This window comes from Sphingomonas kyeonggiensis (genome assembly GCF_014196745.1).
Classification (GTDB): Bacteria; Pseudomonadota; Alphaproteobacteria; order Sphingomonadales; family Sphingomonadaceae; genus Sphingomonas; species Sphingomonas kyeonggiensis.
The window spans coordinates 528,358-554,177 of sequence record NZ_JACIEH010000003.1 but is presented as its reverse complement, the minus strand read 5'-3'; the positions used below and the strand labels follow the sequence as shown (position 1 = coordinate 554,177).

Genomic DNA, 25,820 nt, shown 5'->3' with positions numbered 1-25,820 from the left:
CCGAAGGGCGTGGTGGAGGGGCGGCGACGTCAGTCGCCGGCTTCGCCGACGCCCCTCCACCACCGGCCTGCGGCCGGCGGTCCCCCTCCCCCAGACAAGCTGGGGGAGGAATTATATGCCCCCCTCGTCACTACCCTCCGCAACGGCAGCCGCATCGAGATCGCCGCCGCCTGCCCCGCCGCCCAGGCGCTGGGGCTCAGGCCCGGCATGGCGGTCACCCAGGCGCGGGCGCAGGTGCGCGGGCTCGATGTCCGGCCGGCCGATCCCGAGGGCGATCTCGCCGCGTTGAAGCGCCTCGCGATCCTCGCCGCACGGCGCTGGTCGCCGGTGGTCGCGCTGTCGGATGCGGACGGGCTGTTCCTCGACCTCTCCGGCACCGCGCATCTGTTCGGCGGCGAGGCGGCGATGGCACGGCACATCGTCCGCCTGCTCGCCCGCGCCGGCTTCACCGCGCGGATCGCGATCGCCGACACGCCGGGCGCCGCCTGGGCGCTCGCCCGCCATCACGGCCATTGCATCTGCCCGCCGGGCGAGCAGGCGGCCGCGCTCGCCGAGCTGGCCACGCCGGCGCTGCGCATCGGCGAGGCCGCGGTCGAGCTGCTCAAACGGCTCGGCATCGATCGCATCGGCCAGCTTTCCGCCCTGCCCCGCGCGCCCTTGGTCCGCCGCTTCGGCGCGGCGACGGTGCTGCGGCTCGACCAGGCGCTGGGGCGGATCGCCGAGCCGCTCGATCCGGTGATCCCGCCGGAGAGCATCGCCGTGCAGCAGCGCTTCGCCGAACCGATCGCCACCGCCGAGACGATCGAGCACTGGCTGGGCGAACTCACCCCCAGGCTCGCCGCCGCGCTCGAGGCCGAGGGGCTGGGCGTGCAGGCGCTGGAATGCGTGGCCGAGCGGATCGACGGGGTGCCGCAGCGCATCCGCATCGGCCTGGCGCGGCCCAATCGCGATCCCGCGCATCTGCTCCGCCTGCTCAGGCGCCGGATCGAGGATGTCGAGCCGGGCTATGGCATCGACGCGATCACGCTGCATGTCCGCCGCGCGGCGCTGCTCGGTCCCGAACCGGTGGTCGAGCGACTGGACGAGGAAGCGGCACCCGACATCGCCACCTTGGTCGATACGCTGGCGACGCGGATCGGCCTGCGCGCGATGTGGCGGATGCAGCCGGTGGAGAGCGACGTGCCCGAGCGTTCGGAGGCGCGCGGGCCGGTGCTCGATCCCCCGGCCCGCCCGGCGCAACGCGGCAAGCGCGACGATGTCCGCCAGCTCGACCGCAACCCGCCGCTGCCGCCCTGGCACCCCGGCTGGCCGCGTCCGGCTCGGCTGCTGCGCCGGCCCGAGCGGCTCGATCACGTCATCGCCGAGCTGCCCGACCAGCCGCCCCGCCGCTTCACCTGGCGCGGACAACCTCACCGCGTGATCCATGCCGACGGGCCCGAGCGCATCCAGGGCGAATGGTGGAAGCGCGACGCCGAGCGGCTGAGCGTGCGCGACTATTTCCGCGTCGAGGACGAGGCCGGCCGGCGCTACTGGCTGTTCCGCGCCGGCGACGGCGAGCGCGCGGCGACCGGCGATCTCAGCTGGTATCTCCACGGGGTGTTCGGATGACCTATTCCGAGCTCCAGGTGACCACGCATTTCTCGTTCCTGCGCGGCGCTTCCTCGCCCGAGGACCTGTTCCAACAGGCCGCACTGATCGGGCTGCCCGCCTTGGGGATCGTCGATCGCAATTCGGTCGGCGGCGTGGTTCGCGCGCTGGTCGCTGCCGAGAAGATCAGCGACCTTGGCCTGAAGATCCGGATGATCGCCGGCTGCCGGCTCGATCTGGTCGATGGCAGCTCGGTGCTGGTCTGGCCCGAGGACCGCGCCGCCTGGAGCCGACTCACGCGCCTGCTCACCCTCGGCAAGAGCCGCGCCGATGCGCAGAAGGGCGAGAAGGGCCAATGCTTCCTCCATTGGGACGACCTGGCCGGCGCGGCGGAGGGCATGGTCGGCGCGCTGGTGCCCGGTCTGGCGGACACCGGCGATCCGCAGGCGCTGCGCTGGATGGCGGATGTGTTCGGGACGCGCGGTCATGTCTGCCTCACCCAGCATCGCCGCCCGGGCGACGCGATGCGGCTGCACGAACTGGACCTTGCCGCCCGGCGCTTCGGGCTGACGGGACTGGCGACCGGCGACGTGCTCTACGACACGCCCGACCGGCGCATGCTGCAGGACGTGGTCACCGCGATCCGCGAATGCTGCACGATCGACGAACTCGGCTTCCGTCGCGAGCGCAGCGCCGACCGGCATTTGAAATCCCCGCAGGAAATGGCCCGCCGCTTCCGCGATTATCCCGAAGCGATCGCCGCATCCGCCGCCATCGCCGAGCGCTGCACCTTCTCGCTGCGCGAGCTGAAGCATCAATATCCCGAGGAGCATGTCATCCAGGGGCGGACCGCGCAGGAAGCACTCGCCGCGCTCGCCTGGAACGGGCTCAAGCAGAAGTTCGCCGGCAAGCCCTCCCAGGCGCATCAGGACTTGCTCGAACACGAGCTCTCGCTGGTCGAGCAGATGGACTACGCCCCCTATTTCCTCACGGTCAATTCGATCGTCCAGTTCGCGCTCAGCCAGCAGATCCTGTGCCAGGGGCGCGGAAGCGCCGCCAATTCGGTGATCTGCTTCGCGCTGGGCATCACCTCGATCGATCCGATCGTCCACCAGCTGCTGTTCGAACGCTTCATCTCGACCGAGCGCAAGGAACCGCCCGACATCGACGTCGATTTCGAGCATGAGCGGCGCGAGGAAGTGATCCAGTGGATCTATGACAGCTATGGCCGCGACCATGCCGCGCTGACCGCGGTGGTGATCCGCTTCCGCTCGCGCAGTGCGCTGCGCGAAGTCGGCAAGGCGATGGGGTTGCCCGAGGACATGACCTCTGCGCTCTCTTCGCAGGTCTGGGGCTGGTCGAACGATGTCGACGACAAGCATGCCGATGCGCTCAACCTGGACCGGACCGATCCACGCCTGGCGCTGACGCTCGAGCTGGCACGCCAGCTGGTCAACACGCCGCGGCACTTGTCCCAGCATCCCGGCGGTTTCGTGCTGACCCGCGACAAGCTGCACGACCTGATCCCGGTCGAGCCCGCGGCGATGGTCGAGCGGCATGTCGTCGAATGGGAGAAGCTCGACATCGAGGAGCTGGGCTTCATGAAGGTCGACATCCTCGGCCTCGGCATGCTCGGCTGCATGCGGCGCACCTTCGACCTGCTCGCCGAGCACAAGCAGACCTACCTGACGCTCGCCTCTCCGCTGATGCAGGACGAGGACACGCCGACCTTCGCGATGATCCAGCAGGCCGACACGCTCGGCGTGTTCCAGATCGAGAGCCGCGCGCAGATGTCGATGCTGCCGCGGATGAAACCCATCTGCTTCTATGACATCGCGATCCAGGTCGCGATCGTCCGCCCCGGGCCGATCCAGGGCAACATGGTCCACCCCTATCTGAAGCGCCGGCAGAATCCGGACCTGGTCGACTATCCCTCGCCCAAACTGAAAGCCGTACTGAAGAAGACGCTTGGCGTGCCGCTGTTCCAGGAACAGGCAATGCAGGTGGCAATCGTCGGTGCCGACTTCACCCCGAGCGAAGCCGACCGCCTGCGCCGGGCAATGGCGACGTTCAAGTCGAGCGGCGACATCGGCGAGTTCGGGCCCAAGCTGATCGAAGGCATGCGCAGGAACGGCATCAGCGAGACCTTCGCCGCGCAGATGGTCGAGCAGATCAAGGGCTTCAGCAATTACGGCTTTCCCGAAAGCCACGCCGCCAGCTTCGCCAAGATCGCCTACGCCTCGTCCTGGATGAAATGCCATCATCCGGACGTGTTCTGCACCGCGCTGCTCAACGCGCAGCCGATGGGCTTCTACGCGCCGGCGCAGCTGATCCGCGATGCGCGCAACCACGGGGTCGAGGCACGGCCGGTGTGCATCAACGACAGCGACTGGGATACGCGGATGGTGCCCGCGGGACCGAATTTGCGCGAGCAGGATGCGCGCTTCTGCGGCACCGAGGAGGACTGGAAAAGCCTGCAGCCGATCCGGCTCGGCATGCGGATCGTGCAGGGACTCTCCCAAGACGATGCCGAAGCGGTCCTGCGGGCACGCCGGCAAGCCCCCTTCACGTCGATCGAGGACATCTGGCGTCGTTCCAGGGTGAAGCCCGCCGCGCTCGAGCGGCTGGCGCGGGCGGATGCATTCCAGGCGCTGGGGCTCAACCGGCGCCAGGCGCTCTGGGCGATCAAGGGATTGAGCCAGGCGCCGCTCGACCTGTTCGCCGCCGCCGATGCCCGCGAAGGCGCGACCGTGGCCGAGGTTATCGAGCCCGAAGTGACGCTGCAGCCGCTCAGCGCCGGGCGCGAAGTGGTGGAGGACTATCGCGCCACCCAGCTCTCGCTGCGTGCACATCCCCTCATTTTCCTGCGCGACCGGCTGGCGGCACGGCGGATCGCGAAATGCTCGGACCTGCTGGACATGAAGGACGGGCAGCGCGTGGAAGTGGCCGGGCTGATCCTCGTCCGCCAGCGGCCGGGCAGCGCCAAGGGCGTGGTGTTCGTCACGCTGGAGGACGAGACCGGCATCGCCAATGCCGTGCTCTGGGCGGACCGGTTCGAGGAGAACCGGCGCACGGTGATGTCCGCCACGATGCTGGCCATCAAGGGCAAGGTGCAGCGCGAGGGGATCGTCATCCATCTCGTCGCCGAGCAGATCACCGATCTCACCCCCTGGCTGCGCGAAGTCGGCGAGCTCGAGCTGCCCGACATGACCATGCCGGGCGACGGCGCGCGGCATGGCGGCGAGATCGATCCGCGCGACCGGCTCCGGGTCCCCCGCCAGCGCGCGCTCGAAAGCTGGCCGCCCCGCCGCAGCCTCAAGGCGCCGGACCTGATTCCGGTGCGCTCAAGGGATTTCCACTGATGCCGAGGAACCGCTTCTTCTACGCACTTCGCCCCTCGCCGCTGGCCCGCAACCTGATCGGCGTGCAGCGCGACCAGCTGGGCCTTGCCGAAAGCGTGGTCGAGAATGACCGGCTGCACATCACGCTCGGCATCACCGAGGATTTCGCGCGCCAGCCCTATGCCGAGATGAAGCGGCTGATCGAGATCGGCGCACAGGTCTCGGCCGCGCCGGTCCCGGTGCGGCTCGACCGGATCTCCGGCGGGAACGAGACGATCGCGCTGCGCCCCAGCCGCAGGATCGATGCGCTGGCCGATCTCGGGCGCAAGCTGCAGCAGGGCCTGGCCCATGCCGGGCTGCTGCGCGGTGCATGGGATTTCCACCCGCACATCACCCTGCTCTATCGCAAGGGCCGCCCCTTCACCCGGACGATCCCGCCGATCGGATGGGACGCGACCGATTTCGTGCTGATCCACTCGATGCTCGGCGAGCACCGGCATGTCGAGCTGGGCCGCTGGCCGCTGATCGACCGGCAGGGCGGGTTCGGCTTCTAGAAGCCCAGCCCCAGCTGCGGCACGTTCCGGGTGACGACGCCATCGCGCACCTCGACGCCCTCGATCTCGAGCATGCGCGCCTTGGACAGCGATCCGCCGGGTGCCGAGAAGCCGCCGATCCGCCCGTTCGCCGCGGTCACGCGGTGGCAGGGGATGATCAGCGGCACCGGATTGGCCGCCATCGCCTGGCCGACATCGCGGGCGAATTCCGGACCGGCCGCGAGCTGCTTCGCGATCGCGCCATAGGTCGCCGTCTCACCCCAGCCGAGCGCGCGCACGGCGATGTAGACGCGATCGAAGAACGGCTCCTGCGCACCGAGATCGACCGGCACTCGCGCGAAATCGACACGCTCGCCGGCGAAATAGCGCAGCGCGTCGTCGATCACCGCCTGTACCTGGGGAGGGGCCGGCGATACCGGCCGGGCATCGGGCAGCCGCCGCAGCAGCGCGCGCTCGGCTTCCGCCGCAGTACCCGCCGGCAAGCGGAAGCTGATGACGCCCTTCGCACTCCAGCCGATCGCGGCGAAGCCCGCCACGGTCTCGAACAGGGTGTAGAAGCGCTCGCCCGTCATGCTGCAGAGATCGGTACGCGATCCACCATTCGCAACCGGCTCAGCGCTCGCTGCGACGCCAGGGCCGGCCGCGTCCGATCGCCTTCGCGTCACCAAAGGGCAAGCGCGTCTCGAACCGGTCGAGCTCCAAACCGGCGTCGTTATCGCCCAGCATCTGGGCACGCCGCAACCACAGACGGTAACCGTGCAAGTCCCCGATGTTGAACCGGCTCATCGCGAGGTTCTGCGCGGCAAGGCTCGCATAAGGGCCACCTCGCACCCACACGCGCCGATAGAACCATGCCGGCGTTCCCGCCCGGGACATCATGCCCAGATTCGCTGGATCATTGCCCCGGCTGAACAGCCCGGCCAGTTCCAGCATTGCATGCGCATGGCCACGCCGTGCGAGATGATCGAGGATCGGCATGTAGAAGCCATTGGTGCGCCGCTCCATGATCGCGCGGGCGCGCTCGAACAGCCGATCCTCTCGCGTCATTCAGCCCCCGACGGTCTGCTCGATCACCCCGAAGATCGGGTGGTGCCTGTCGTCCTCGGCCCAGATGCGCACCGTGTCGCCCGCCTTGAGGAAGGGGGTTTCGGGCTTGCCGGTACGGATCGTCTCGATCGTGCGGATCTCGGCGATGCACGAATAGCCGACGCCGCCTTCGCTCACCGGCTTGCCCGGGCCGCCATCCTCGCCACGGTTCGAGACGGTGCCCGAGCCGATGATCGTGCCGGCGCCGAGCTTGCGGGTCCTGGCGGCGTGGGCGACCAGCGTGCCGAAGTCGAAGGTCATGTCGACGCCCGCTTCCGCCCTGCCGAACGCCTTGCCGTTCACGTCGACCATCAGCTTGCGGTGCAGCTTGCCGTCCTTCCACCAGTCGCCGAGCGAATCGGGCGTGGCGAAGACCGGGGAAAAGGCGCTGGCCGGCTTGGACTGGAAGAAGCCGAAGCCCTTGGCCAGCTCACCCGGGATCAGGTTGCGCAAGCTCACGTCGTTGGTGAGGCCGACCAGCCGGATCGCGGCAAGCGCCTCTTCGCGGCTGGCGCCAAGCGGCACGTCGCCGGTGACCACCACCACTTCGCCCTCCAGGTCGCAGCCCCAGGCCTCGTCGGCGAGGGGGATCGCGTCGCGCGGCCCCAGGAACCCGTCGCTGCCGCCCTGGTACATCAGCGGATCGTGCCAGAAGCTGTCGGGCATCTCGGCATTCCGCGCCTGCCGGACCAGCGCGACATGGTTCACATAGGCCGAGCCGTCCGCCCATTGGAACGCGCGCGGCAGGGGCGCAGCGGCGAGGCGCTCGTGGAAGCGCTCGCGCGGGATAACCTCATGGTCGAGATCGGTCGCCAGGTTGCGCAGATCGGTCTCGACCCGGTCCCAATTGTCGAGCGCCGCCTGCAGCGTCGGCGCGATCATGTCGGCGCTGGCATACCAGGCCAGATCCGTGGAAACGACGACCAGCTTGCCGTCACGGCCGCTCTTCAGGCTTGCGAGCTTCATTCAAGTCTCTCCTTTACCCCATCCATAACCGCCCGGGCGGCCAAGTCGAGTTGACTCAGTTGGTTGACTCGGGAGGCCGTGCCCCGCATCGGTTGGCGCATGGGGGCTGCGCTGCGCTTTCTGGATCATGAAGGCGAGATGGCGGCGCGAATCCGCGATTTCGACTGGTCCGCGCATCCGCTCGGCCCGCCGGAACACTGGCCCGATGTGCTGAAGTTCGCGCTCGACGTGGCGCTGGGCTCGACCTTCCCCACCGCGGTCTATTGGGGGCCCGAGCTCTATCTGCTCTACAACGATGCCTGGGCCACGATCCCCGCCGATCGCCATCCCTGGGCGCTGGGCCGGCCGGGTGCGGAGGTGTGGGCGGACATCTGGGACGTGGTCGGCCCGCAGATCGTCGGCGTGCTGGAGAGCGGGCGTGGCTTCGCGATCTACGACCAGCAGCTGATGATGATGCGCGACGGACGTCGCCAGGAGACCTGGTGGAACTACAGCTTCACGCCGCTGCGAGGTAGCGAGGGCGAAGTCGCCGGCATGCTCAACCAGGGCAACGAGACCACGCGGATCGTCTTCGCCGAGCGCGCCCGCCTGGCCGAGGTGGCGCGGCTGCGTGACCTGTTCGAGCAGGCGCCGGGCGCCACGGCGCTGCTCCACGGGCCCGAGCACCGCTTCGAATTCGCCAATTCGGAATATCTGGCGCTGATCGGCGGCCGCCCGGTGCTGGGCATGACGGTGGCGGAGGCGCTGCCCGAAGTGGTCGAGCAGGGCTTCGTCGCCCTGCTCGACACGGTCTATGCCAGCGGCGAGACCTTCCGGGCGGACGGCGTGCCGGTGCTGCTCCAGCGCCGCGCCGACGGCCCGGCCGACACCCGCTTCCTCGATTTCGTCTACCAGCCGATCAAGGACGCGAACGGCAACACCACCGATATCTTCGTCGCCGCGAACGACGTGACCGAGCGCACCGCCGCCGAGGAGGCGCTGCGCCGGAGCGAGGAGCAGCTGCAACTTGCGCTCAACGCCTCGCTCGGCGTCGGCACCTGGGTGTGGGACGTCGCCGCCGATCGCGTCACCGCCGATGCGCGCTTCCTGCGCCTCTACGGCGTCGACGAGGCGCTGGCGGGCAAGGGCACGCCGATCGCCGACTTCTTCGTCAACGTGCATCCCGGCGACCGTGCCCGGCTCGAGGCGAGCATCGCCCGCACCCTCAACGAACGCGTGCCGTTCAACGAGGAATATCGGCTGGTCCAGAGCGACGGCACATCGCGCTGGGTGAGCGCGCAGGGCCGCGCAACCTTCGACGAGGAGGGCAGGCCTTCGCGCTTCCCGGGCGTCGCCTTCGACATCACCGAGCGCAAGCTCGCCGAGGAAGCCGCCCGCGACACGGCGGAGGAACTGCGCGAGGCGAACGAGGCGCAGGCGTTCCTCGGCGCGCTGTCCGACCAGCAGCGCGCGCTCGATTCGGCCGATGCGGTGATGCGCTTCACCGCCGCGGCACTGGGCGAGCAGATGGGGCTCGACCGGGTGGTCTTCTACCGGGTGCAGGGCGAGAACGTGCGCTTCGGCCCCTATTGGACCAGCGGCCGGCTCGCCCCGCTCGAAGGCACGCTGCCGATCGCGGCGCTGGGCGACAATGCCCGATCCTATCGCACCGGGCGCACCGTGGTGCTGGGCGACACCGCGCACGAGGCTCCGGGCCTCGCGCATCTCGCCGGCGCCGGGGTGGGCGTGCCGCTGCTGCGTGGCGGGCAATGGGTCGCGGTGATGTCGATCAACACCGCCGAGCCGCGCCGCTGGAGCGCCGAGGAAGTCGCCTTCATCGAGGCGGTGGCGGAGACGACCTGGGACGCGGTGGAGCGGATCGAGGCAGTGGCAGCGCTGCGGGAGAGCGAGGCCAAGTTCCGCGCCATCGCCAACTCGATCGACCAGATGGTCTGGTCGACCCTGCCCGACGGCTATCACGATTATTACAACGACCGCTGGTACGAATATACCGGCGTGCCGCACGGCAGCACCGATGGCGCAGCCTGGAACGGCATGTTCCATCCCGACGACCAGGAGCGCGCCTGGTCGGTGTGGCACCAGAGCCTGGCGACCGGCGAGCGCTACCGGATCGAATATCGCCTGCGCCACCGCTCGGGCCGTTATCGCTGGGTGCTCGGCAGCGCCCAGCCGGTGCGCGACGAGCGGGGCGAGATCACCCGCTGGTTCGGCACCTGCACCGACATCCAGGACATCGTCGACGCGCGCGAAGTGCTCGCCCGTTCGCGCGAGGCGCTGGAGGCGGCGGTGCGCGAGCGGACCGAGCAGCTGATGGCGGCGGAGGAACGGCTGCGCCAGGCGCACAAAATGGAGGCGGTCGGCCAGCTCACCGGCGGCATCGCGCACGACTTCAACAACATGCTGGCGGTCGTGATCGGCGCGCTCGACCTGCTCGAGCGGCGCGTGGCGCAGGGGCGGCTCGATCTCGACAGATACATCACCGCCGCACGCGACGGCGCGACCCGGGCGGCGGCGCTCACCCAGCGGCTGCTCGCCTTTTCGCGCCAGCAGCCGCTCGCGCCCGTGGCGATCGACGCCAACGAGATGGTCCGCGGGATGATCGAGCTGCTCGTCCGCACGCTGGGCGACGATGTGACGGTGGAGACGGTGCTGCCGGCCGGCGTCTCGCCGCTGCTCGCCGACCCCAACCAGCTCGAGAATGTGGTCCTGAACCTCTCGGTCAATGCGCGCGACGCGATGCCGCATGGCGGCAAGCTGGTGCTGACGACCGCCAATGCCCGGTTCGAGGCGGAGGAGGCCCGCGAGCTCGAGCTGCAGCCGGGCGACTATGTCGAGATCGCGGTGACGGATACCGGCATCGGCATGACCCCCGAGGTAGCCGCCCGCGCCTTCGATCCCTTCTTCACCACCAAGGGCGTGGGCAAGGGGACCGGTCTGGGGCTCAGCCAGGTGTTCGGCTTCATCCGCCAGTCGGGCGGGGCGGTCGGCATCGATACCGAGCCGGGCCAGGGCACCACCGTGCGGCTCTATCTGCCCGCCCATGAAGGCGCCACGCCGGCGCCGCGCGCCGATGCGCCGATCGCGGTCCCGATGGGCGCCCGCAGCGGCGAGACGGTGCTGGTGGTCGAGGACGAGGAGCGGGTGCGCAACTATTCGATCGAGGCGCTGCGCGAGCTTGGCTATCAGGTGACCGGCGCCCGCGACGGGCCCGAGGCGCTGCGGCTGATCGAGGGCCAGCTGCGCAATGGGCGCGCGCCCTTCTCGCTGCTGTTCAGCGATGTGGTGATGCCCGAGATGACCGGGCGCGAGCTCGCCGAACGCGCCCGGACCAGGCTGCCGGGCCTCAAGGTGCTGCTGACCAGCGGCTATGCCCCCGAAACCGCGCGGGTGGCGGGGGAGACGATCCTCGCCAAGCCCTTCGATCTCGATCGGCTGGCCGCGGCGGTGCGGGCTGCGCTCGACGCATAACCCCTTGACCGAATCACCCGCGCGGGCCATGCGCCCCGCGGCTCCGGCGCCTTGCGCCACCGCCCCCGTAAAGCCCAGCCGCCGAGTCCTGTCGAAGGGCGGCTTGTGGCCCGCCCCGGCAGGCGGAGACGTGTATCCATGGCAAATGTAGCGGTTATCGGCGCCCAATGGGGTGACGAAGGCAAGGGCAAGATCGTCGACTGGCTCGCCGAGCGGGCCGACATGGTCGTGCGCTTCCAGGGTGGCCACAATGCCGGCCACACGCTCGTCGTCGGCGAGAATGTCTACAAGCTCTCGCTGCTCCCCTCGGGCATCGTCCGCGGCACCCCTTCGGTGATCGGCAACGGCGTGGTGCTCGATCCCTGGCACCTCAAGGCCGAGGTCGAGAAGCTGCGCGGCCAGGGCGTCGAGATCACCCCCGACAAGCTGATGATCGCGGACAATTGCCCGCTGATCCTGCCCTTCCACCGCGACCTCGACGCGCTGCGCGAGGATGCCAGCGGCGCCGGCAAGATCGGCACCACCCGCCGCGGCATCGGCCCGGCCTATGAGGACAAGGTCGGCCGCCGCGCCATCCGCGTCTGCGACCTCGCCCATCTCGACGAGCTCGGCCCGCAGCTCGATCGCCTGACCGCGCATCACGACGCGCTGCGCGCCGGCTTCGACCAGCCGCCGATCGACCGCGAGGCACTGATTGCCGAGCTGCGCGAGATCGCCGGCTTCGTCCTGCCCTTCGCCCAGCCGGTATGGCGCGCGCTCAACGCTGCGCGCGAGCGTGGCCGCCGCATCCTGTTCGAAGGCGCGCAGGGCGTGCTGCTCGACATCGATCACGGCACCTATCCGTTCGTCACCTCGTCGAACACCGTGGCGGGCACCGCTTCGGCCGGTTCGGGCATCGGCCCGGGCGCGGTCGGCTTCGTGCTCGGCATCGCCAAGGCCTATACCACCCGCGTCGGCTCGGGCCCGTTCCCCAGCGAGCAGGACAATGACGTCGGCGAGCGGCTCGGCACGCGCGGCCATGAGTTCGGCACCGTCACCGGCCGCAAGCGCCGCTGCGGCTGGCTCGACGCGGTGCTGCTGCGCCAGTCGGCCGCCGTCTCCGGCATCACCGGCATCGCGCTGACCAAGCTCGACGTGCTCGACGGGTTCGACGAGATCCAGGTGTGCACCGGCTACCGGCTGCACGGCGAGGAGATCGACTATTATCCCTCGAACGCCGCCGACCAGGCCGCGGTCGAAGCGGTCTACGAGACGATGCCGGGCTGGCAGGAAACCACCGCCGGCGCGCGCAGCTGGGCCGAGCTGCCCGCCGCCGCGATCAAGTATATCCGCCGGGTGGAAGAGCTGATCCGCTGCCCGGTGGCGCTGGTTTCGACCAGCCCCGAGCGCGAGGACACGATCCTGGTCCGCGATCCCTTCGCGGACTGATTTCGGTCGGTCCGCGATCGCTTCGCGGACTGCAGACAGGGCAATGCGCTACCCGTCCGGCCAGGGCGGGCAGCGCATCTCCTGCGTCAGGAGCCCTTAATGGGGCTTCTTCTTGCCTTCCTTCTTGGCATCACGCTTGTCTTCGGACGAAGCCGCAGGATCCTGGCTGGGGGTTGCCGAATCGGGTGCGGGCGTGGCCGTGCTGGTATCCGGCGCAGGCGCCGGGTTGGCGCTGGGGTCGGGGGCCGGCGCAGGAGCGGTGGTTTCCGTCGGCGGAGTGGCAGACGGGTCCGTGGGCGTAGTGGTCTGGGCGAAGGCCGCCGGAGCGGCCAGCAGCGCCGCGGCGCCGATCAGGGTTTTAAGCAACATAACAGGGCAATCCTCCTTACGGTTTTTGCCGAGGTCCTTTCGAGCGGTTAGGCATGTCTGGATTGTTTCCAGACGTTTCAGCCAACCCTGCCTCGCGCACGGCTGAGCAATGAGGTGAGCCCCTCGAGGGGCGGGCCGAAACCGGCGCACATGCAAAAGGCAGCCACACCATCGGGTGCAGCCGCCTTTTTGCCTGGCCGGACGTACCCCGGCTCTCGGGAAACGACTCAGCCGATCTGGGCGCGGTGGAGCAGCTTCTGGTCGGCGAGGACCAGCGCGACCATCGCCTCGACCACCGGCACGCCGCGGATGCCGACACAGGGATCGTGGCGGCCCTTGGTCATGATCTCGGTCGCCTCACCTTCGCGGGTGACCGTCTCCACCGGGGTCAGGATCGAGCTGGTCGGCTTGAACGCCACCCGCACGCGCACCGGCTGGCCGGTCGAGATCCCGCCCGCGATGCCGCCCGCATGGTTGGCGAGGAAGACCGGCTTGCCGTCATTGCCCGGGCGCATCGCATCGGCATTCTCTTCGCCGGTCAGCGCCGCCGCCGCGAAGCCGTCGCCGATCTCGACGCCCTTCACCGCGTTGATCGACATGCACGCCGCCGCCAGCTCGCTGTCGAGCTTGGCATAGAGCGGCGCGCCCCAGCCCGGCGGCACGCCGGTCGCCTCGCAGGCGACCACCGCGCCCAGCGACGAGCCTGACTTGCGCGCGCCATCGACCAGCACCTCCCAGCGCTTCGCAGCCTCGGCATCGGGGCAGAAGAACGGGTTGTTGCCGATCTCGCCGGCATCGAAATTGGCATAGTCGATCGCGTCGCCGCCGATCGCCTCGACCCAGGCGAGGATCGACACTTCGGGGATCACTGCCCGCGCGACGGCCCCCGCCGCCACCCGCGCCGCGGTCTCGCGCGCCGAGCTGCGCCCGCCGCCGCGATAGTCGCGGAAGCCGTATTTCGCGTCATAGGCATAATCGGCATGCCCGGGGCGATAGGCCTTGGCGACTTCCGAATAGTCCTTGGAGCGCTGGTCGACATTGTCGATGTGCAGCGCGATCGGCGTGCCCGTGGTGCGCCCTTCGAAGGTGCCCGAGAGGATGCGGACCTGGTCCGGCTCCTGCCGCTGGGTGGTGAAGCGCGACTGGCCCGGACGGCGCTTGTCGAGAAAGGGCTGGATGTCGCCCTCGGACAGGGTCAGCCCCGGCGGGCAGCCATCGACCACGGCGCCGAGCGCCGGGCCATGGCTCTCGCCCCAGGTGGTGAACCGGAAGACTCGTCCGAAGGTGTTGTAGCTCATCGCCAGCCTCCTCGCCCAAGTCGCCGCGATTTGGAAGAAAGAAGCATCACCAGTCCGCCAAAGCCGGAGACACGGCGGCGGTCAGCCATCCTGGCCGAGCGCGGCGAACGCCGGTGCGTGCGTCGCGGCGCCGCGCATCCCGCACGGCATCGCGCCACCCTGGAGCGGCAGCGCCATCAGATATTCGCCGGCATAGGGCGAGGCAAATCCCTGCGCCCATTCCGCCGCGAAGCCGAAGCGCTCATAATAGCCGGGCTCGCCGAGCACGAAGGCGAGCATCGCGCCCGCCGCGCCCAGCTGGGCGATCCCGGCCTGGACCAGCGCCTCGCCGACGCCCTGCTGGCGCCAGGCCTTGTCCACCGCCAGCGGCGCGAGCGCGACCGCGGCAATCGCCTTGTCGGCGATCGTGACGTCCATCCGGCTGAACGCGATCATCCCGGCGAGCGCGCCGGTCTCCTCGTCGTCCGCGACCAGGGTCAGCACCATGTCGCCATCGATGCACAGCCGCTGGACCAGCCGCGCTTCGTCCTCCGCCGGAAAGGACCGGCGCAGCAGCGCGTCGATTGCCGCAACATCCCCGCCATTGGCCGGGCGCACCACGATGCTCACGCCAGGAACCTCAGGAAAGCGCGATGTCCGGCGCGTCCTCGGCCTTCATGCCGATCACGTTATAGCCCGAATCGACATGGTGGATCTCGCCGGTGACGCCCGACGACAGGTCCGAGAGCATGTAGAGCCCGGCACCGCCGACATCCTCGATCGTCACGGTGCGGCGGAGCGGCGAGTTCAGCTCGTTCCACTTGAGGATGTAGTTGAAGTCGCCGATGCCCCGGGCCGCGAGGGTCTGGATCGGGCCGGCCGAGATCGCATTCACGCGGATGTTCTCCGGGCCCATGTCGACCGCGAGATACTTCACGCTGGTCTCCAGTGCGGCCTTGGCGACGCCCATCACGTTATAGTGCGGGATCACCTTCTCGGCACCGTAATAGGTGAGCGTGAGGATCGAACCGCCGTTCGGCATCATCTCGCGCGCACGCTTGGCGACGGCAACCAGGCTGTAGGCCGAGATGTTCATCGTCATCAGGAAATTGTCGAGCGTGGTGTCGTAGAACTTCCCGCGCAGCTGCGACTTGTCCGAGAAGCCGATGGCGTGGACGAGGAAGTCGATCGTCGGCCATTTGGCCTTGAGCGTGTCGAACGCGACATCGAGCGCGTCCATGTCGGCCACGTCGCAATCGATCAGCGTGTCCGAGCCCAGCTGGTCGGCCAGCGGCTTCACGCGCTTGAGCAACGCGTCGCCCTGATAGCTGAATGCCAGCTCGGCACCCTGTTCGGCGAGCTTCTTCGCGATGCCCCAGGCGAGGCTCTTGTCATTGGCGAGGCCCATGATCAGCCCACGCTTGCCCTGCATCAATCCGGTCACGACGCGCTATTCTCCATTCTTACCCGGTTCCTCTAGACTCGTTTCGGGCGTTTCCGCCAGAGCCGCATTCAACTCGGCGCCGACTACCAGACCGAGGCCGACGAGGAAGAAGAAGATCAGTGCGATCATCACGCCTGCAAGGCTTCCATAGGTCAGATCGTAATTTCCCAGCGTACCGAGGATTTTGGGCAACAGGGCGGTAACCAGCAGCCACCACGCCGCGGTGAACAGCGCGCCGGGCCATTTCGGGCATTTGCTCTTCCGGTAGCGACTGGGAGTCAGCGAGTAGAACAGGATGTAGAGCGCGCCGAACAGCGCCACCGCCGGCGCGATCTTGCTGAGCGAGACGATGCGCTGCGCCTCGGATGCCCAGGGGAAGATGTTGTAGAGAAACTGCTCGACGCCGGTCAGGATCACCTGGAAGCTGAATGCCGCCATGGTGATGATCACCGAGGCGATGATCATCCCGATCGCGCCCAGCCGATATTGCCAGAACGGCGTGTTCGAGCGGACGCCGTACGCCTGGCGCAGGATGCCGCGAATCGTCTCGATGAAGCCGGCCACGGTCCACAGGCCGACGATCGCGCCGAACCACAGCAGATTGCCGGTCCGCGCCATCAGCACGTCCGACACCGGCTTGCGCAGCAGCGTCGCGACATCGGGCGGCACGGTGCGGAGGAACGCCTCCAGCGTGTGGATCCCCTCCGAGCTGCGGCCGAACAGCTGGGCGATCGCGGCAGCGACGATGAAGAAGGGGAACAGGGTGACCAGGCTCAGATAGGCAAGGTTGCCGGCATAGGTGAAGCCGTCCTGGAAGGTGCCGACCACCACCCGCTTGACCACGTGCCAGAATCGGGGGCCGAGGCCGATCCGGGCAAGCAGGCCGAGAATGCGGGAGCCAAGCCCCGGCCTCGCTTCCGCGGCGCCCGTATCTTCCCCTGTCGTCACAAAGCGTTAGACGCCCATGCGGCCACGCGGGTTCCCCTTGTCGTTCCAGCCCTTGGCGAACTCGATCAGCGCATCGTCGTCGACCGGCAGATCGACCATCAGCGTGACGAGCAGGTCGCCCCGCCCACTCGGCTTCTTGTGGAAGCCGCGGCCCTTGAGGCGCAGGGTCTTTCCGGACGAGGAGCCCTTGGGAACCTTGAGCATCACCGCGCCGTCCGGCGTCGGCACGCGTATTTCGGCGCCGAGCACGGCTTCCGAGAGCGTCACCGGCAGCTCGAGGCGGATGTCGTCGCCGCTGCGCTCGAAGAAGCGGTGCGGCTGGATCTCGATCGTCACGATCGCGTCGCCGGGGCCGCCCGGGCCTTCCTCGCCCTTGCCGGCCAGGCGCATCTGGGTGCCGGTCTCGACACCGGCGGGCAGCTTGAGGTCGATCGTCTTGCCGTCGCGCAGCGTGACGCGCTGGGGCGCCAGCTTCGCTGCATCCTCGAAGCTCACGGCCAGACGATAGGGGACATTGGCGCCCTTGGCCGCGCCGCGCCGGCCGAAATCGCCGAAGCCGCCCGAAAAGCCACCACCGCCGCCTGCGCCGCGCCGGCCGCCCATGCCACCGAACAGCCCTTCAAAGATGTCGCCGAAGCCGCCGCCGTCACCGCCGCCGAAATCGGCGCGGAAGCCGCCCTGGCCGCCGCCCATGCCACCCATCCCGCCGGGGCTGAAGCCGCCGAACGGATTGGTCGGGTTGCCCTCGCCGTCGATCTCGCCGCGGTCGAAGCGGGCGCGCTTGTCCTTGTCGGTCAGCAGGTCATAGGCCTGGGTGACCTGGCTGAACTTCTCCGCCGCCTTGGGATTGTCCTGGTTGCGGTCGGGATGCAGCTCCTTGGCGAGCTTGCGATAGGCCTTCTTGATGTCGGCCTCGCTCGCGCCACGCGCAACGTTCAGAACGGAATACGGATCAGCAGCCATCAAAACCCCTTTGGACGCGCCGTATTTCGGCGCGTCCGCCCGCTAACGCAAGGGTCCGGCACAAACTCGCGGTTCCGGCCCCTGCACAGCGGAAAGGGAAGGGCGCTCAGCGCACGAAGGTCAGCGTCGAGATGTGCATCACGCTCGCCACGTCCTGCCCGCCCAGCTTCGCCGGCGCGGTTTCGGTGTGCGAGGCGCTGAGCAGATAGCGCCCCTTGCCGAGCTGCGGCGCGTCGATCCGGCCCTGGGCATCGGTGGCGAAGGCCTTTTGCCAGCGATCGGGCGTGATGATCGTGACCTTGGCATCGGCCAGCGGCTGGCCGCGGAAGAACAGGGTGAACTTGTCCGCGTTCGCCGCCACCGGCACCAGCTCCAGGTCGAGCTTGTGGCTGGTCTCGCTACGGCCGGCGCGGGCGTAGAAGATCGCGCCCTGCTTCGCGTCGCCCGACTGCCAGGGCTCGAACACCGCATCGTCGCGCACGCGCACGTCGCCGGCGCCCGGGATCGCCGCCTCGATATGGTTGGCGCGGCGAGTCAGTATGGCCGTCGCGCCGACCAGCTGCGGCTTCTGCAGCTTGGGGAATTCGGGGTCGCCATTGGCCGGCACCGCCTCGTGCGGCTCGCCCAGATAGATGCGCGCCGGTCCCTTGCCGTCATGCTCCACCCAGATCTCGTGCGCGGCGACCGGCGCGGCGATCAGCATCGCGGCGGCGGCAAGCAGAAGCGTCTTCATCGATCTCTCTCCTCTCAGAAGCGATAGCTGGCGCTCACCGTGAAGTTGCGCGGCGCGCCGTAGCGATACTGGCTGAACGTGCCCATCTGGCTGTAATAGGTCTTGTCGAGCAGGTTCTCGACATTGGCCTGGAACGACAGGGCGTCGCTCAGCGCATAGCGGGCCATCAGGTTGACCAGCGCGAAGCCGCCCTGCTCGAAGCGGAACGGTGCGGCGGTGACCGGGTTCGGCGCGATGGTGAAGGCCTCGCTGCGATAATTGACGCCGCCACCGAAGGTCAGGCGATCGACCGTGTAGGTGGTGAACAGCTTGAGCAGGCGCCGCGGCTGATCGGTGTTCGCCGCCACCCCGTCGCGGTCCTCGGCCTTGAACTGGCTATAGCCGAAATTGATGTTCCAGCCGGGCAGCAGCTTGCCCGTCGCCTCGATCTCGAAGCCCTTGCTCGTCACGCCCTGCGCCGCGACATAGGTCTGCTGGGGCAGGCCGCCGCCCGGCGGCACGACCATGATGTCGGGCTGGCCGACATTGTCCTGCTCGATGCGGAACAGCGCGACCGAGGTCTGCAGCGCGTCGTTGAAGAAGGCGCTCTTCAGGCCGACCTCATAGGCCTTGCCGTCGAGCGGCGCGATCAGATCGAGCGTGCGGGTGCGCAGGTTCTGCGGCTGGAAGATCCGGGTGTAGCTCGCATAGAGCCGGTGGTTCGGCGTGATGTCGAGCAGCGCGCCGACATAGGGGATGAACTCGTCGCTCGCGCCATAGTCGCTCGCCCCGCTCCAGGCGAAGCCGCGCTGGTGCCAGCTGGCGAGGCGGCCGCCCGCAATGATCTTCAGCGGATCGGCGATGTTGAGGCGGACCGCGCCGTAATAGCCGGTCTGCTCGATCCGCTCCTGCTCGTTGCGCACCGCGGTGGTGCCGAACACCGGCTCGGGGAACGCCGCGCCCTCGCGGCCGAGGACCGGCACGTTCGATGCCCAGGAATTCAGCCCGGTGCCCCAGGCCGGATTGTTCTCCGTATAGGGCGCCACGAAATTGTCGGTGTAGCGGTTGAGCACGCTGTGCAGCGCGCCGAGCACGACTTCGTGGTCGCGGCCGAACAGCTTGACGCTGCCCTTGATCTGCCCGTCGAAGCTCTCCTGCTCGCTCACGCCCTTCGACTTGTAGGGGTTGCTGCTCTGGATCGTGCCGGTCGCCCGGTCGGCGGTGCCGTACAGATAGAGCAGCTGGGTATCGCCGGTGTTGCGCAGCTGGTTGTAGTTGACCGTCACGCTCCAGCGATCGCCGATCTCCTGGCGGATCGTGCCGAAGATGTTCCGGTTGGTGGAGTTCCAATAGGTCCAGTCGGCCGCCGTGGTCTGCGAGCGCTTCAGGTCGGTGGTGACCGATCCGTCGCTGTAGAAGGTCGGCAGCGCACCCCAGGTCGCGCCCTTCGGCTTGGTGTCCTGATAGCTGATGCCGGCACGGACCAGCGTCGTGTCCGTCACATCCGCGTCGACCACGCCGTAGAGCACGTACTTCTTGGTGTGCAGCAGGTCGGTGAAGTTCTTGCCGTTCTCGTAGCGGCCGACCGCACGGACGCGGACCCGGCCGTCGGAGGTGAGCGCGCCGCCGACATCGGCTGAGACCCGATAGGTATCCCAGCTGCCGGCGCTGGCGTTGACGTAACCGCCCCAGTCCCTGGCATCGGCATGCTTGCGGACGAGGTTGACCGAGGCCGAGGGATCGCCCGCGCCGGAGAGCAGGCCCGTCGCGCCGCGCACGATCTCGACGCGCTCATAGATCGACACGTCGATGCTGGTCTCGCCATTGCCGCCGGCCAGCGTCCAGGCTGCCGGCACGCCGTCCACCTGGGTGTTGCGGATCTCGAAGCCGCGGGCGAAGAAGGTGTTGCGGACATCGTCGACTTCATTGACCGACACGCCCACGCCATTGTTGATGACATCGGCGACGCTGATCAGATTCTGGTCGAGGATGCGCTGCGCGGTGACGATACTCACCGACTGCGGCGTCTCGCGCACCGTGAGGCCCAGGCCCGTCGCCGTGTCGATCTTGTCCGGGATGGTATAGCGACCACTGACGACGATCTCCTCGCCCTCCGGCTTCTGCGCACCCTCGGTCTGGGCGAAGGCGGGCGTGGCGGCGAGCGCGGCAAGTGCCACGCCCAGGCGGAGAGAAAGCTTCAACGTCACTATGGGAGACCCCCGATGGTTCGAGCGGATTGATGCGCGGCGCTGCAGGTCGCTTGCGCGGGCCTTAAATCTATTGAGAATGAGTTGCAACTAAGAAGCGTGCATCTGGGGATTGCCCGGCACGCAAGCCGGGTCGTGACGGGGAAACCCTTGGATGATTGGGCCGGGGCGATCCCCGGTGCATAGTCGCCAGCATCCCGTCATCCGATCCGGAGATGCGTCATGTCGCTCGACCGTCGCAGCTTTTCCCGTGCCGCGCTCGCCTCGCTGGCCGTCGCACTGTCCCCCACGGCCCTCGCCCGCCCGGCCGGGCCGAAGACCCGCAACATCGTGCTGGTCCATGGCCTGTTCGCCGACGGCTCCTGCTGGTCCGAAGTGATCCCCCTGCTCCAGGACCACGGGCTCAACGTCACCTCGGTGCAGAACCCGCTCACCACCCTGCCCGATGCGGTGGCCGAGGCGACCCGCGTGCTCGATCGGCAGGACGGCCCGACCGTGCTCGTCGGCCACAGCTTCTCGGGCATGATCGTCACCGAGGCGGGCATGCACCCCAAGGTGTCGTCGCTGGTCTATGTCGCGGCCCGCGCGCCCGATGCGGGCGAGGATTATGCCGCGCTCGCCACGAAATATCCGACGCCACCGGCGACGGCAGGCATCGTCTTCGACGGCGACGAGGGGCGGCTGAGCGAAGCGGCCTTCCTGCGCGATTTCGCCGGCGACCTGCCGGTGCGCAAGGCGCGGGCGCTGTTCGCGGTGCAACAGCCCTTCCACAAGCCGCTGCTCACCGGCCGCGTGACCAACGCCGCCTGGCGCAGCAAGCCGAGCTGGTACGCGGTCTCGACCGAGGACCGGACGATCAACCCCGATCTCGAGCGCTTCATGGCGAAGCGGATGGGTGCGACCACGATCGAGCTCAAATCGAGCCATGTCTCGATGATTTCACACCCCCACGAGATCGCACGGCTGATCCTGGATGCGGCGGGGCAGGCCTAAGGCCGAGAGCATCTGAACCGGTTCCGTCATCCCCGCGAAAGCGGGGATGACGATGGAAAAGGGAAGCCCTCCTCCGAGCCCGCTTGACTCATTTAGACATTTAGCTAAATATCATCACCATGAACGCCGTCTTCAAAGCCCTAGCAGACCCCACGCGCCGCAAGGTGCTCGAGCTGCTGCGCCAGGGCCCGATGACTGCGGGCGAACTGAGCGACCGGTTCCCGGTTTCGCGCCCGACCATGTCCGCGCATTTCACCATACTCAGGGAAGCCGGGCTGGTCGCCACCCACAAGGACGGCAAGTCGGTCGTCTATCGCCTCCAGCTCTCGGTGCTGGAGGATGCGCTGCTCAGCTTCGGTCAGTTGTTCGGTATCGGCGGCACCGCGCCCGCCCCTCGGGAAGGATCGTCCACATGAAGATCGGTATCGCCACTTCGATCGCCGCCGCCCTGTTCATCCTGGTCGCAACGCTGGTGCTGCGCGAGCTGGTCCATGCCGGCACGCTCGACGGCAGCGTCGGCACGCGCGCGATGATGGTGGCCAATGGCGTGATCGTCGCCTTGTGCGGCAATCTCGTCCCCAAGACGCTCGCCGCGCCGCGCGCCTCGTTCGCCGCCGAGCGCCGCATGCAGGCCGCCCTGCGCAGCGCCGGGCTGGTGATGACGCTGGCCGGGGTGACCTATGCCCTGCTGTGGCTGGCCGCACCCGAGGCCATCGCCCAGCCGCTCTCGCTCGGCGCGCTCGGGCTGGCGTTCCTCTACACCGTCTACCGCATCCTGCGCTGCAAATGGGGCCGCGCCGACCTGACCGCCTGACCGGTTCGGGCTTGCGGTTTCCGCCCGGGCCCGACACCACGCCGCGCAAACAGGGCGGAGAGGCCAGTGACGGAAATCGCAGGGACGCAGGCGACGGCGCCCGACCGGACGACCACCGGCAAGGAGCATTTCGAGGTCCTGGACGGCCTGCGCGGCACCGCGGCGCTGATCGTGGTGATCTTCCACATCCAGGGCATCACCGTGATGTGGGACGGCGCCAAGGTGGTGCTCCACCACGCCCCGCTCGCGGTCGATTTCTTCTTCGCGCTGTCCGGCTTCGTGATCGGCTATGCCTATGACGATCGCTGGGGGCGGATGGGCACCGGCCGCTTCCTCGCACTGCGGCTGGTCCGGCTGCACCCGCTGGTGATCCTCGGCGCGCTGCTCGGGCTGGCGAGCTATCTGCTCGATCCCTTTGCCGGCCGGGCCCAGGCGGTCCCGCTTTCCTCGGTGCTCGGCGCCTTCGCGCTGTGCCTGTTCGCGCTGCCCAGCTGGTCGCTGCCCAATCGCTGGACCGACACCCATCCGCTGAACGGGCCGATCTGGACGCTCTTCCAGGAATATGTCGGCAACCTCGCCTATGCGCTGGTCCTGCGCCGGTTGCGCACCCGCTGGCTCGCGGTGCTAGCCGTGCTGAGCGGCGCGGTGCTGGCGGTCGGCGCAGCGATGGCGGGCACGCTCGACCAGGGCTCCTATTGGGAGACCTTCTGGATGGCGCCGGTGCGGCTGTTCTTCCCGTTCCTCACCGGGCTGTGGCTGTACCGGGTGCGCGATCGGCTGCCGAATATCCGGCTCGGCTGGCTGCCGCTATCACTGGCGATGCTCGCCGCGATCGCCGCGCCGACGATGCCGGTGGTCGGCGGGGTGAAGCTCAACGGGATTTACGAGGCCGCGGTCGTCATCCTGCTGTTCCCCGCGATCCTGGTCGCCGGGCGCCATTCCGAGCCCGGCCGCGGCATGCTCTGGCTGTGCAAGGCGAGCGGGCGCATCTCCTACCCGATCTACATCACCCATTTCCCCTTCCTCTATGTCTGGATGAACTTCGTCGCGGGCGGCAAGGCGTCACAGGCCGAGCTGCTCGCGATCGGCACGGCGCTGGTGCCGTTCCTGCTGCTGGTCGCCTGGGCCGCCTATGCCTGGTGGGACCTGCCGATCCGCGCGCGCCTCGGCGCCTGGCTGCGCCGGGATCAGACGTCGGGCAAGGTCTGATCGGCCACGCCCCAGCCCTGCAGCGCGCGGCTGGTGGCACGTTCGAGCAGCGCGGCGGCGTCGCGGATGGTGAAATGCCTGGGGCTGTCGATGTCGCGCAGCTCGGTCCAGGTGACCGGCGCCGCCACCGGCGCGCCTTCGCGGGCGCGGGCGACATAGGGCAGCACCGCCGTGGATCCGCGCTGGTTGCGCAGATAGTCGATGAAGATCTTGCCCTTGCGGCTCGCCTTTTTGAGGTTGGCAGTGAACCGCTCGGGCTCGGCCTCCGATAGCGCGCGGGCGAAGCGCTCGCAGAAGCTCCTCGCCTCGGGCCATTCGGCTCGGGGCGCCAGCGGCACCACGACATGCACGCCCTTGCCGCCCGACAGCAGCGGCCAACTGGTCAGCCCGATATCGGCGAGATGGTCCTTCAGGTCGGCAGCGGCCTTCTTCACCGCCTCGAAATCGAGCCCCTCGTCGGGATCGAGGTCGAACACCAGCCGGTCGGGCTTCTCGATATCGGCGACCAGGCTGCCCCAGCCATGGAACTCGATCGTGCCCATCTGGACGCAGGCCATGATCCCGTCGGCATCGTCGATGTAGAGATAGGGCTCGAGCGACCCGTCCTTCTCGCGGACGTCGACATGGTGGACCTGCTCGCCGAACGACCCGGCATCGTGCTTCTGGAAGAAGCAGGCGCGGGCGCGGCCCTGGGGGCAGCGCACCAGGCTGATCGGCCGGTTGGCGAGCCAGGGCAGCGCGATCGGCGCGACGGCGAGATAATAGTCGGCCAGGTCGCCCTTGGTCAGGTCGTCGCCGGGGAAGATCACCCGCTCGCGGCTGCTGATCCTGATCGCCGACTGGGCCGGTTCGGGCGCCGCGACCGGCTTCTCGGCGACCACCTCCCTCGCCTGCTTGTCCTCGCGCAGGCCGAGGAAGCTGGCATGGCGCACGACATTGTCGGCGGTGAACTCGCTGAACGCCACCTCGGCGACCAGCTGGGGCTTAACCCAGTGCGCGCCCCGCGCCTCGGCCCGGGGCACCTCGGCGGCGGGCTGTTTCGCGGCGATCTTGTCGAACCGCTCGCGCAGGTCCTGCAGCGTCTCCATGCTGAACCCGGTGCCGACCCTGCCGGCATAGACCAGCCCCTCTGGCCCGTTGAGCCCGAGCAGCAGCGATTTGAAGCCCCGTCCCTTGGCGCTGGAGGGCGACCAGCCGAGGATCACGAACTCCTGGCGGCGGATGCACTTGGTCTTGAGCCAGGCCCTGGTCCGCGTCCCGCGATAGGGCGCATCGGCGCGCTTCGAGACCACGCCCTCATAGCCTTCGCGGCACATCGTCTCGAACAGCTTCTCTCCGGCGCCCAGCACATGCTCGGAGAACTGGATTCGCGCATCGACGCCGTCGAGAAGCGCGCGCAGCCGTTCCTTGCGGGCGAGCTGGGGCAGCTTCGACAGGTCCTCGCCATCCGCTTCGAGCAGGTCGAAGGCGAACATCGTCAGCCCCTCGCCGCCGCCGGAAAGTGCGTCCTGCAGCGTCGAGAAATCGGGCTTCCCGTCCTTGAACGCGACGATCTCGCCGTCGATCAGCGCCGGGCCGGGCAGGTTCGCGGCGGCTTCGGCGATGCCCGGGAAGCGATCGGTCCAGTCGAGCCCGGTGCGGGTATAGATCTTCGGCCCGCCCGCACCCAGGCTGAGCAGCGCGCGGTAGCCGTCATACTTCACTTCGTGCAGCCACTGGTTGCCGGTGGGCACCGTATCGACCAGCGTGGCGAGCTGGGGCTTTCGGAACTCCGGATTTTTCCCGTCACCCCGGCGAACGCCGGGGTCTCGCGCAGTGGCGCGAGCCGCCTGAGATCCCGGCTTCCGCCGGGATGACGGTTTGGAGGCCGGCTTCACCCCCTCCGCGATCTCCTGCATCGTCCGCCCGGTCTTCACGCTGGTCAGCGCGGTCTCGACCAGCGCGTCGGTCGCGCCGGCATATTGATCGTCGATCTTGCGCAGCAGCCAGTTCTCGTTCTTCTCCCTGCCCCGCGGCTTCAGCCGGATCAGCAGCCACTCGCCCTTCATCCGCTCGCCATCGAGAGTGAAATGGAGGTGCCCCTTCTCCAGGTCCTTCGCGCTCTTGCCTTCGATCGGCGCCCAGCTGCCATCGTCCCACAGCATCACCGTGCCGCCGCCATATTGGCCCTTGGGGATCGTGCCTTCGAAATCGGCGTAGGAGAGCGGATGATCCTCGGTACGCACCGCCAGGCGCTTCTCGTCCGGATCGAGGCTCGGCCCGCGTGTCACCGCCCAGCTCTTGAGCACCCCGTCGATCTCCAGCCGGAAATCCCAGTGGAGCCGCGTCGCGTCGTGCTTCTGCACCATGAAGCGATGGCCCTTGCCGGGGGCGACCTTGCCGGCCGGCTCCGCGGTCTTCGCGAAGTCGCGCTTGGCATTGTACTTCTCGAGCGGATCGGGGGACTTGGCCATC

At 68.6% G+C, this 25,820-nt stretch carries 21 protein-coding genes; 9 read left to right on the top strand and 12 right to left on the bottom strand.

Annotation, left to right across the window (positions count from 1 at the left end):
• Window positions 1-12: 12 nt before the first annotated feature.
• The 3 genes from GGR46_RS17795 to GGR46_RS17785 are packed head-to-tail and all read left to right on the top strand — an operon-like array spanning window position 13 to window position 5,482.
• Window positions 13-1,608 carry a DUF6504 family protein gene (locus tag GGR46_RS17795; protein ID WP_343058231.1) on the top strand — a complete coding sequence of 532 codons (1,596 nt, stop codon included), beginning with the start codon at window positions 13-15 and terminating at the stop codon, window positions 1,606-1,608.
• Window positions 1,605-4,949 carry an error-prone DNA polymerase gene (locus GGR46_RS17790; protein ID WP_183999353.1) on the top strand — a complete coding sequence of 1,115 codons (3,345 nt, stop codon included), beginning with the start codon at window positions 1,605-1,607 and terminating at the stop codon, window positions 4,947-4,949. Before GGR46_RS17795 ends, GGR46_RS17790 begins: the two co-directional genes overlap by 4 nt.
• Window positions 4,949-5,482, top strand: a complete 534-nt coding sequence (locus GGR46_RS17785) for a 2'-5' RNA ligase family protein (RefSeq protein ID WP_183999352.1) — start codon at window positions 4,949-4,951, stop codon at window positions 5,480-5,482. Before GGR46_RS17790 ends, GGR46_RS17785 begins: the two co-directional genes overlap by 1 nt.
• On the opposite strand, the gene GGR46_RS17780 is transcribed toward GGR46_RS17785, so the two are convergent.
• The 3 genes from GGR46_RS17780 to GGR46_RS17770 are packed head-to-tail and all read right to left on the bottom strand — an operon-like array spanning window position 5,479 to window position 7,534.
• Window positions 5,479-6,054, bottom strand: a complete 576-nt coding sequence (locus tag GGR46_RS17780; protein WP_183999351.1) for a methylated-DNA--[protein]-cysteine S-methyltransferase — start codon at window positions 6,052-6,054, stop codon at window positions 5,479-5,481. The two genes, GGR46_RS17785 and GGR46_RS17780, sit on opposite strands and share 4 nt — an antisense overlap.
• 40 nt (window positions 6,055-6,094) lie before the next feature.
• On the bottom strand, window positions 6,095-6,529 hold the full coding sequence (locus tag GGR46_RS17775) for a hypothetical protein (RefSeq protein ID WP_183999350.1): 435 nt from the start codon (window positions 6,527-6,529) through the stop codon (window positions 6,095-6,097).
• Window positions 6,530-7,534, bottom strand: coding sequence for a fumarylacetoacetate hydrolase family protein (locus tag GGR46_RS17770; RefSeq protein ID WP_183999349.1), 1,005 nt, complete (start codon window positions 7,532-7,534; stop codon window positions 6,530-6,532).
• A gap of 99 nt (window positions 7,535-7,633) precedes the next feature.
• On the opposite strand from GGR46_RS17770, the gene GGR46_RS17765 reads away from it, so the two are divergent.
• Both GGR46_RS17765 and GGR46_RS17760 read left to right on the top strand, forming a co-directional pair.
• Entirely contained in the window at window positions 7,634-11,002 is a 3,369-nt protein-coding gene (locus GGR46_RS17765; RefSeq protein ID WP_246426206.1) for a PAS domain-containing protein, read from the top strand.
• Window positions 11,003-11,140: 138 nt separating this feature from the next.
• Window positions 11,141-12,430: an adenylosuccinate synthase gene (locus GGR46_RS17760; RefSeq protein ID WP_183999348.1), complete on the top strand. Its 1,290-nt coding sequence runs from the start codon at window positions 11,141-11,143 to the stop codon at window positions 12,428-12,430.
• Window positions 12,431-12,526: 96 nt separating this feature from the next.
• Here the strand turns inward: GGR46_RS17760 and GGR46_RS17755 are convergent, their stop codons facing one another.
• From GGR46_RS17755 to GGR46_RS17720, 8 genes are all read right to left on the bottom strand, one after another.
• A complete protein-coding gene (locus GGR46_RS17755; protein ID WP_183999347.1) occupies window positions 12,527-12,799 on the bottom strand; it encodes a hypothetical protein in 273 nt (90 codons plus the stop codon).
• A 227-nt stretch (window positions 12,800-13,026) separates the two neighbouring features.
• On the bottom strand, window positions 13,027-14,097 hold the full coding sequence (gene aroC / locus GGR46_RS17750; RefSeq protein ID WP_183999346.1) for a chorismate synthase: 1,071 nt from the start codon (window positions 14,095-14,097) through the stop codon (window positions 13,027-13,029).
• A gap of 81 nt (window positions 14,098-14,178) precedes the next feature.
• Window positions 14,179-14,706, bottom strand: a complete 528-nt coding sequence (locus GGR46_RS17745) for a GNAT family N-acetyltransferase (RefSeq protein WP_183999345.1) — start codon at window positions 14,704-14,706, stop codon at window positions 14,179-14,181.
• A gap of 10 nt (window positions 14,707-14,716) precedes the next feature.
• Window positions 14,717-15,520 (bottom strand): enoyl-ACP reductase FabI, encoded by an 804-nt coding sequence (fabI, locus tag GGR46_RS17740; protein ID WP_343058230.1) that lies wholly within the window; start codon window positions 15,518-15,520, stop codon window positions 14,717-14,719.
• Between the two features lie 6 nt (window positions 15,521-15,526).
• Window positions 15,527-16,363 (bottom strand): YihY/virulence factor BrkB family protein, encoded by an 837-nt coding sequence (locus GGR46_RS17735; RefSeq protein WP_343058229.1) that lies wholly within the window; start codon window positions 16,361-16,363, stop codon window positions 15,527-15,529.
• Window positions 16,364-16,474: 111 nt separating this feature from the next.
• Entirely contained in the window at window positions 16,475-17,431 is a 957-nt protein-coding gene (locus tag GGR46_RS17730; protein WP_183999343.1) for a DnaJ C-terminal domain-containing protein, read from the bottom strand.
• Between the two features lie 106 nt (window positions 17,432-17,537).
• On the bottom strand, window positions 17,538-18,164 hold the full coding sequence (locus tag GGR46_RS17725) for a DUF4198 domain-containing protein (protein WP_183999342.1): 627 nt from the start codon (window positions 18,162-18,164) through the stop codon (window positions 17,538-17,540).
• A gap of 14 nt (window positions 18,165-18,178) precedes the next feature.
• Entirely contained in the window at window positions 18,179-20,344 is a 2,166-nt protein-coding gene (locus GGR46_RS17720; RefSeq protein WP_183999341.1) for a TonB-dependent siderophore receptor, read from the bottom strand.
• Between the two features lie 228 nt (window positions 20,345-20,572).
• Here GGR46_RS17720 and GGR46_RS17715 point away from each other — a divergent pair, with 228 nt between their 5' ends.
• The 4 genes from GGR46_RS17715 to GGR46_RS17700 all read left to right on the top strand — a co-directional run bounded on the left by GGR46_RS17715 (window position 20,573) and on the right by GGR46_RS17700 (window position 23,366).
• The gene (locus tag GGR46_RS17715; RefSeq protein ID WP_183999340.1) at window positions 20,573-21,343 is read left to right on the top strand and encodes an alpha/beta fold hydrolase; all 771 of its coding nucleotides are present in this window, start codon (window positions 20,573-20,575) and stop codon (window positions 21,341-21,343) included.
• A gap of 119 nt (window positions 21,344-21,462) precedes the next feature.
• Complete coding sequence (locus GGR46_RS17710; RefSeq protein WP_183999339.1) at window positions 21,463-21,759, top strand: autorepressor SdpR family transcription factor; 297 nt, start codon at window positions 21,463-21,465, stop codon at window positions 21,757-21,759.
• Window positions 21,756-22,157 carry a hypothetical protein gene (locus tag GGR46_RS17705; protein ID WP_183999338.1) on the top strand — a complete coding sequence of 134 codons (402 nt, stop codon included), beginning with the start codon at window positions 21,756-21,758 and terminating at the stop codon, window positions 22,155-22,157. The genes GGR46_RS17710 and GGR46_RS17705 overlap by 4 nt, the downstream gene beginning before the upstream one ends.
• A 66-nt stretch (window positions 22,158-22,223) precedes the next feature.
• Window positions 22,224-23,366, top strand: coding sequence for an acyltransferase family protein (locus GGR46_RS17700; RefSeq protein ID WP_183999337.1), 1,143 nt, complete (start codon window positions 22,224-22,226; stop codon window positions 23,364-23,366).
• Here the strand turns inward: GGR46_RS17700 and ligD are convergent.
• A complete protein-coding gene (gene ligD, locus GGR46_RS17695; RefSeq protein ID WP_183999336.1) occupies window positions 23,345-25,819 on the bottom strand; it encodes a DNA ligase D in 2,475 nt (824 codons plus the stop codon). The two genes, GGR46_RS17700 and ligD, sit on opposite strands and share 22 nt — an antisense overlap.
• Window position 25,820: the final 1 nt, after the last annotated feature.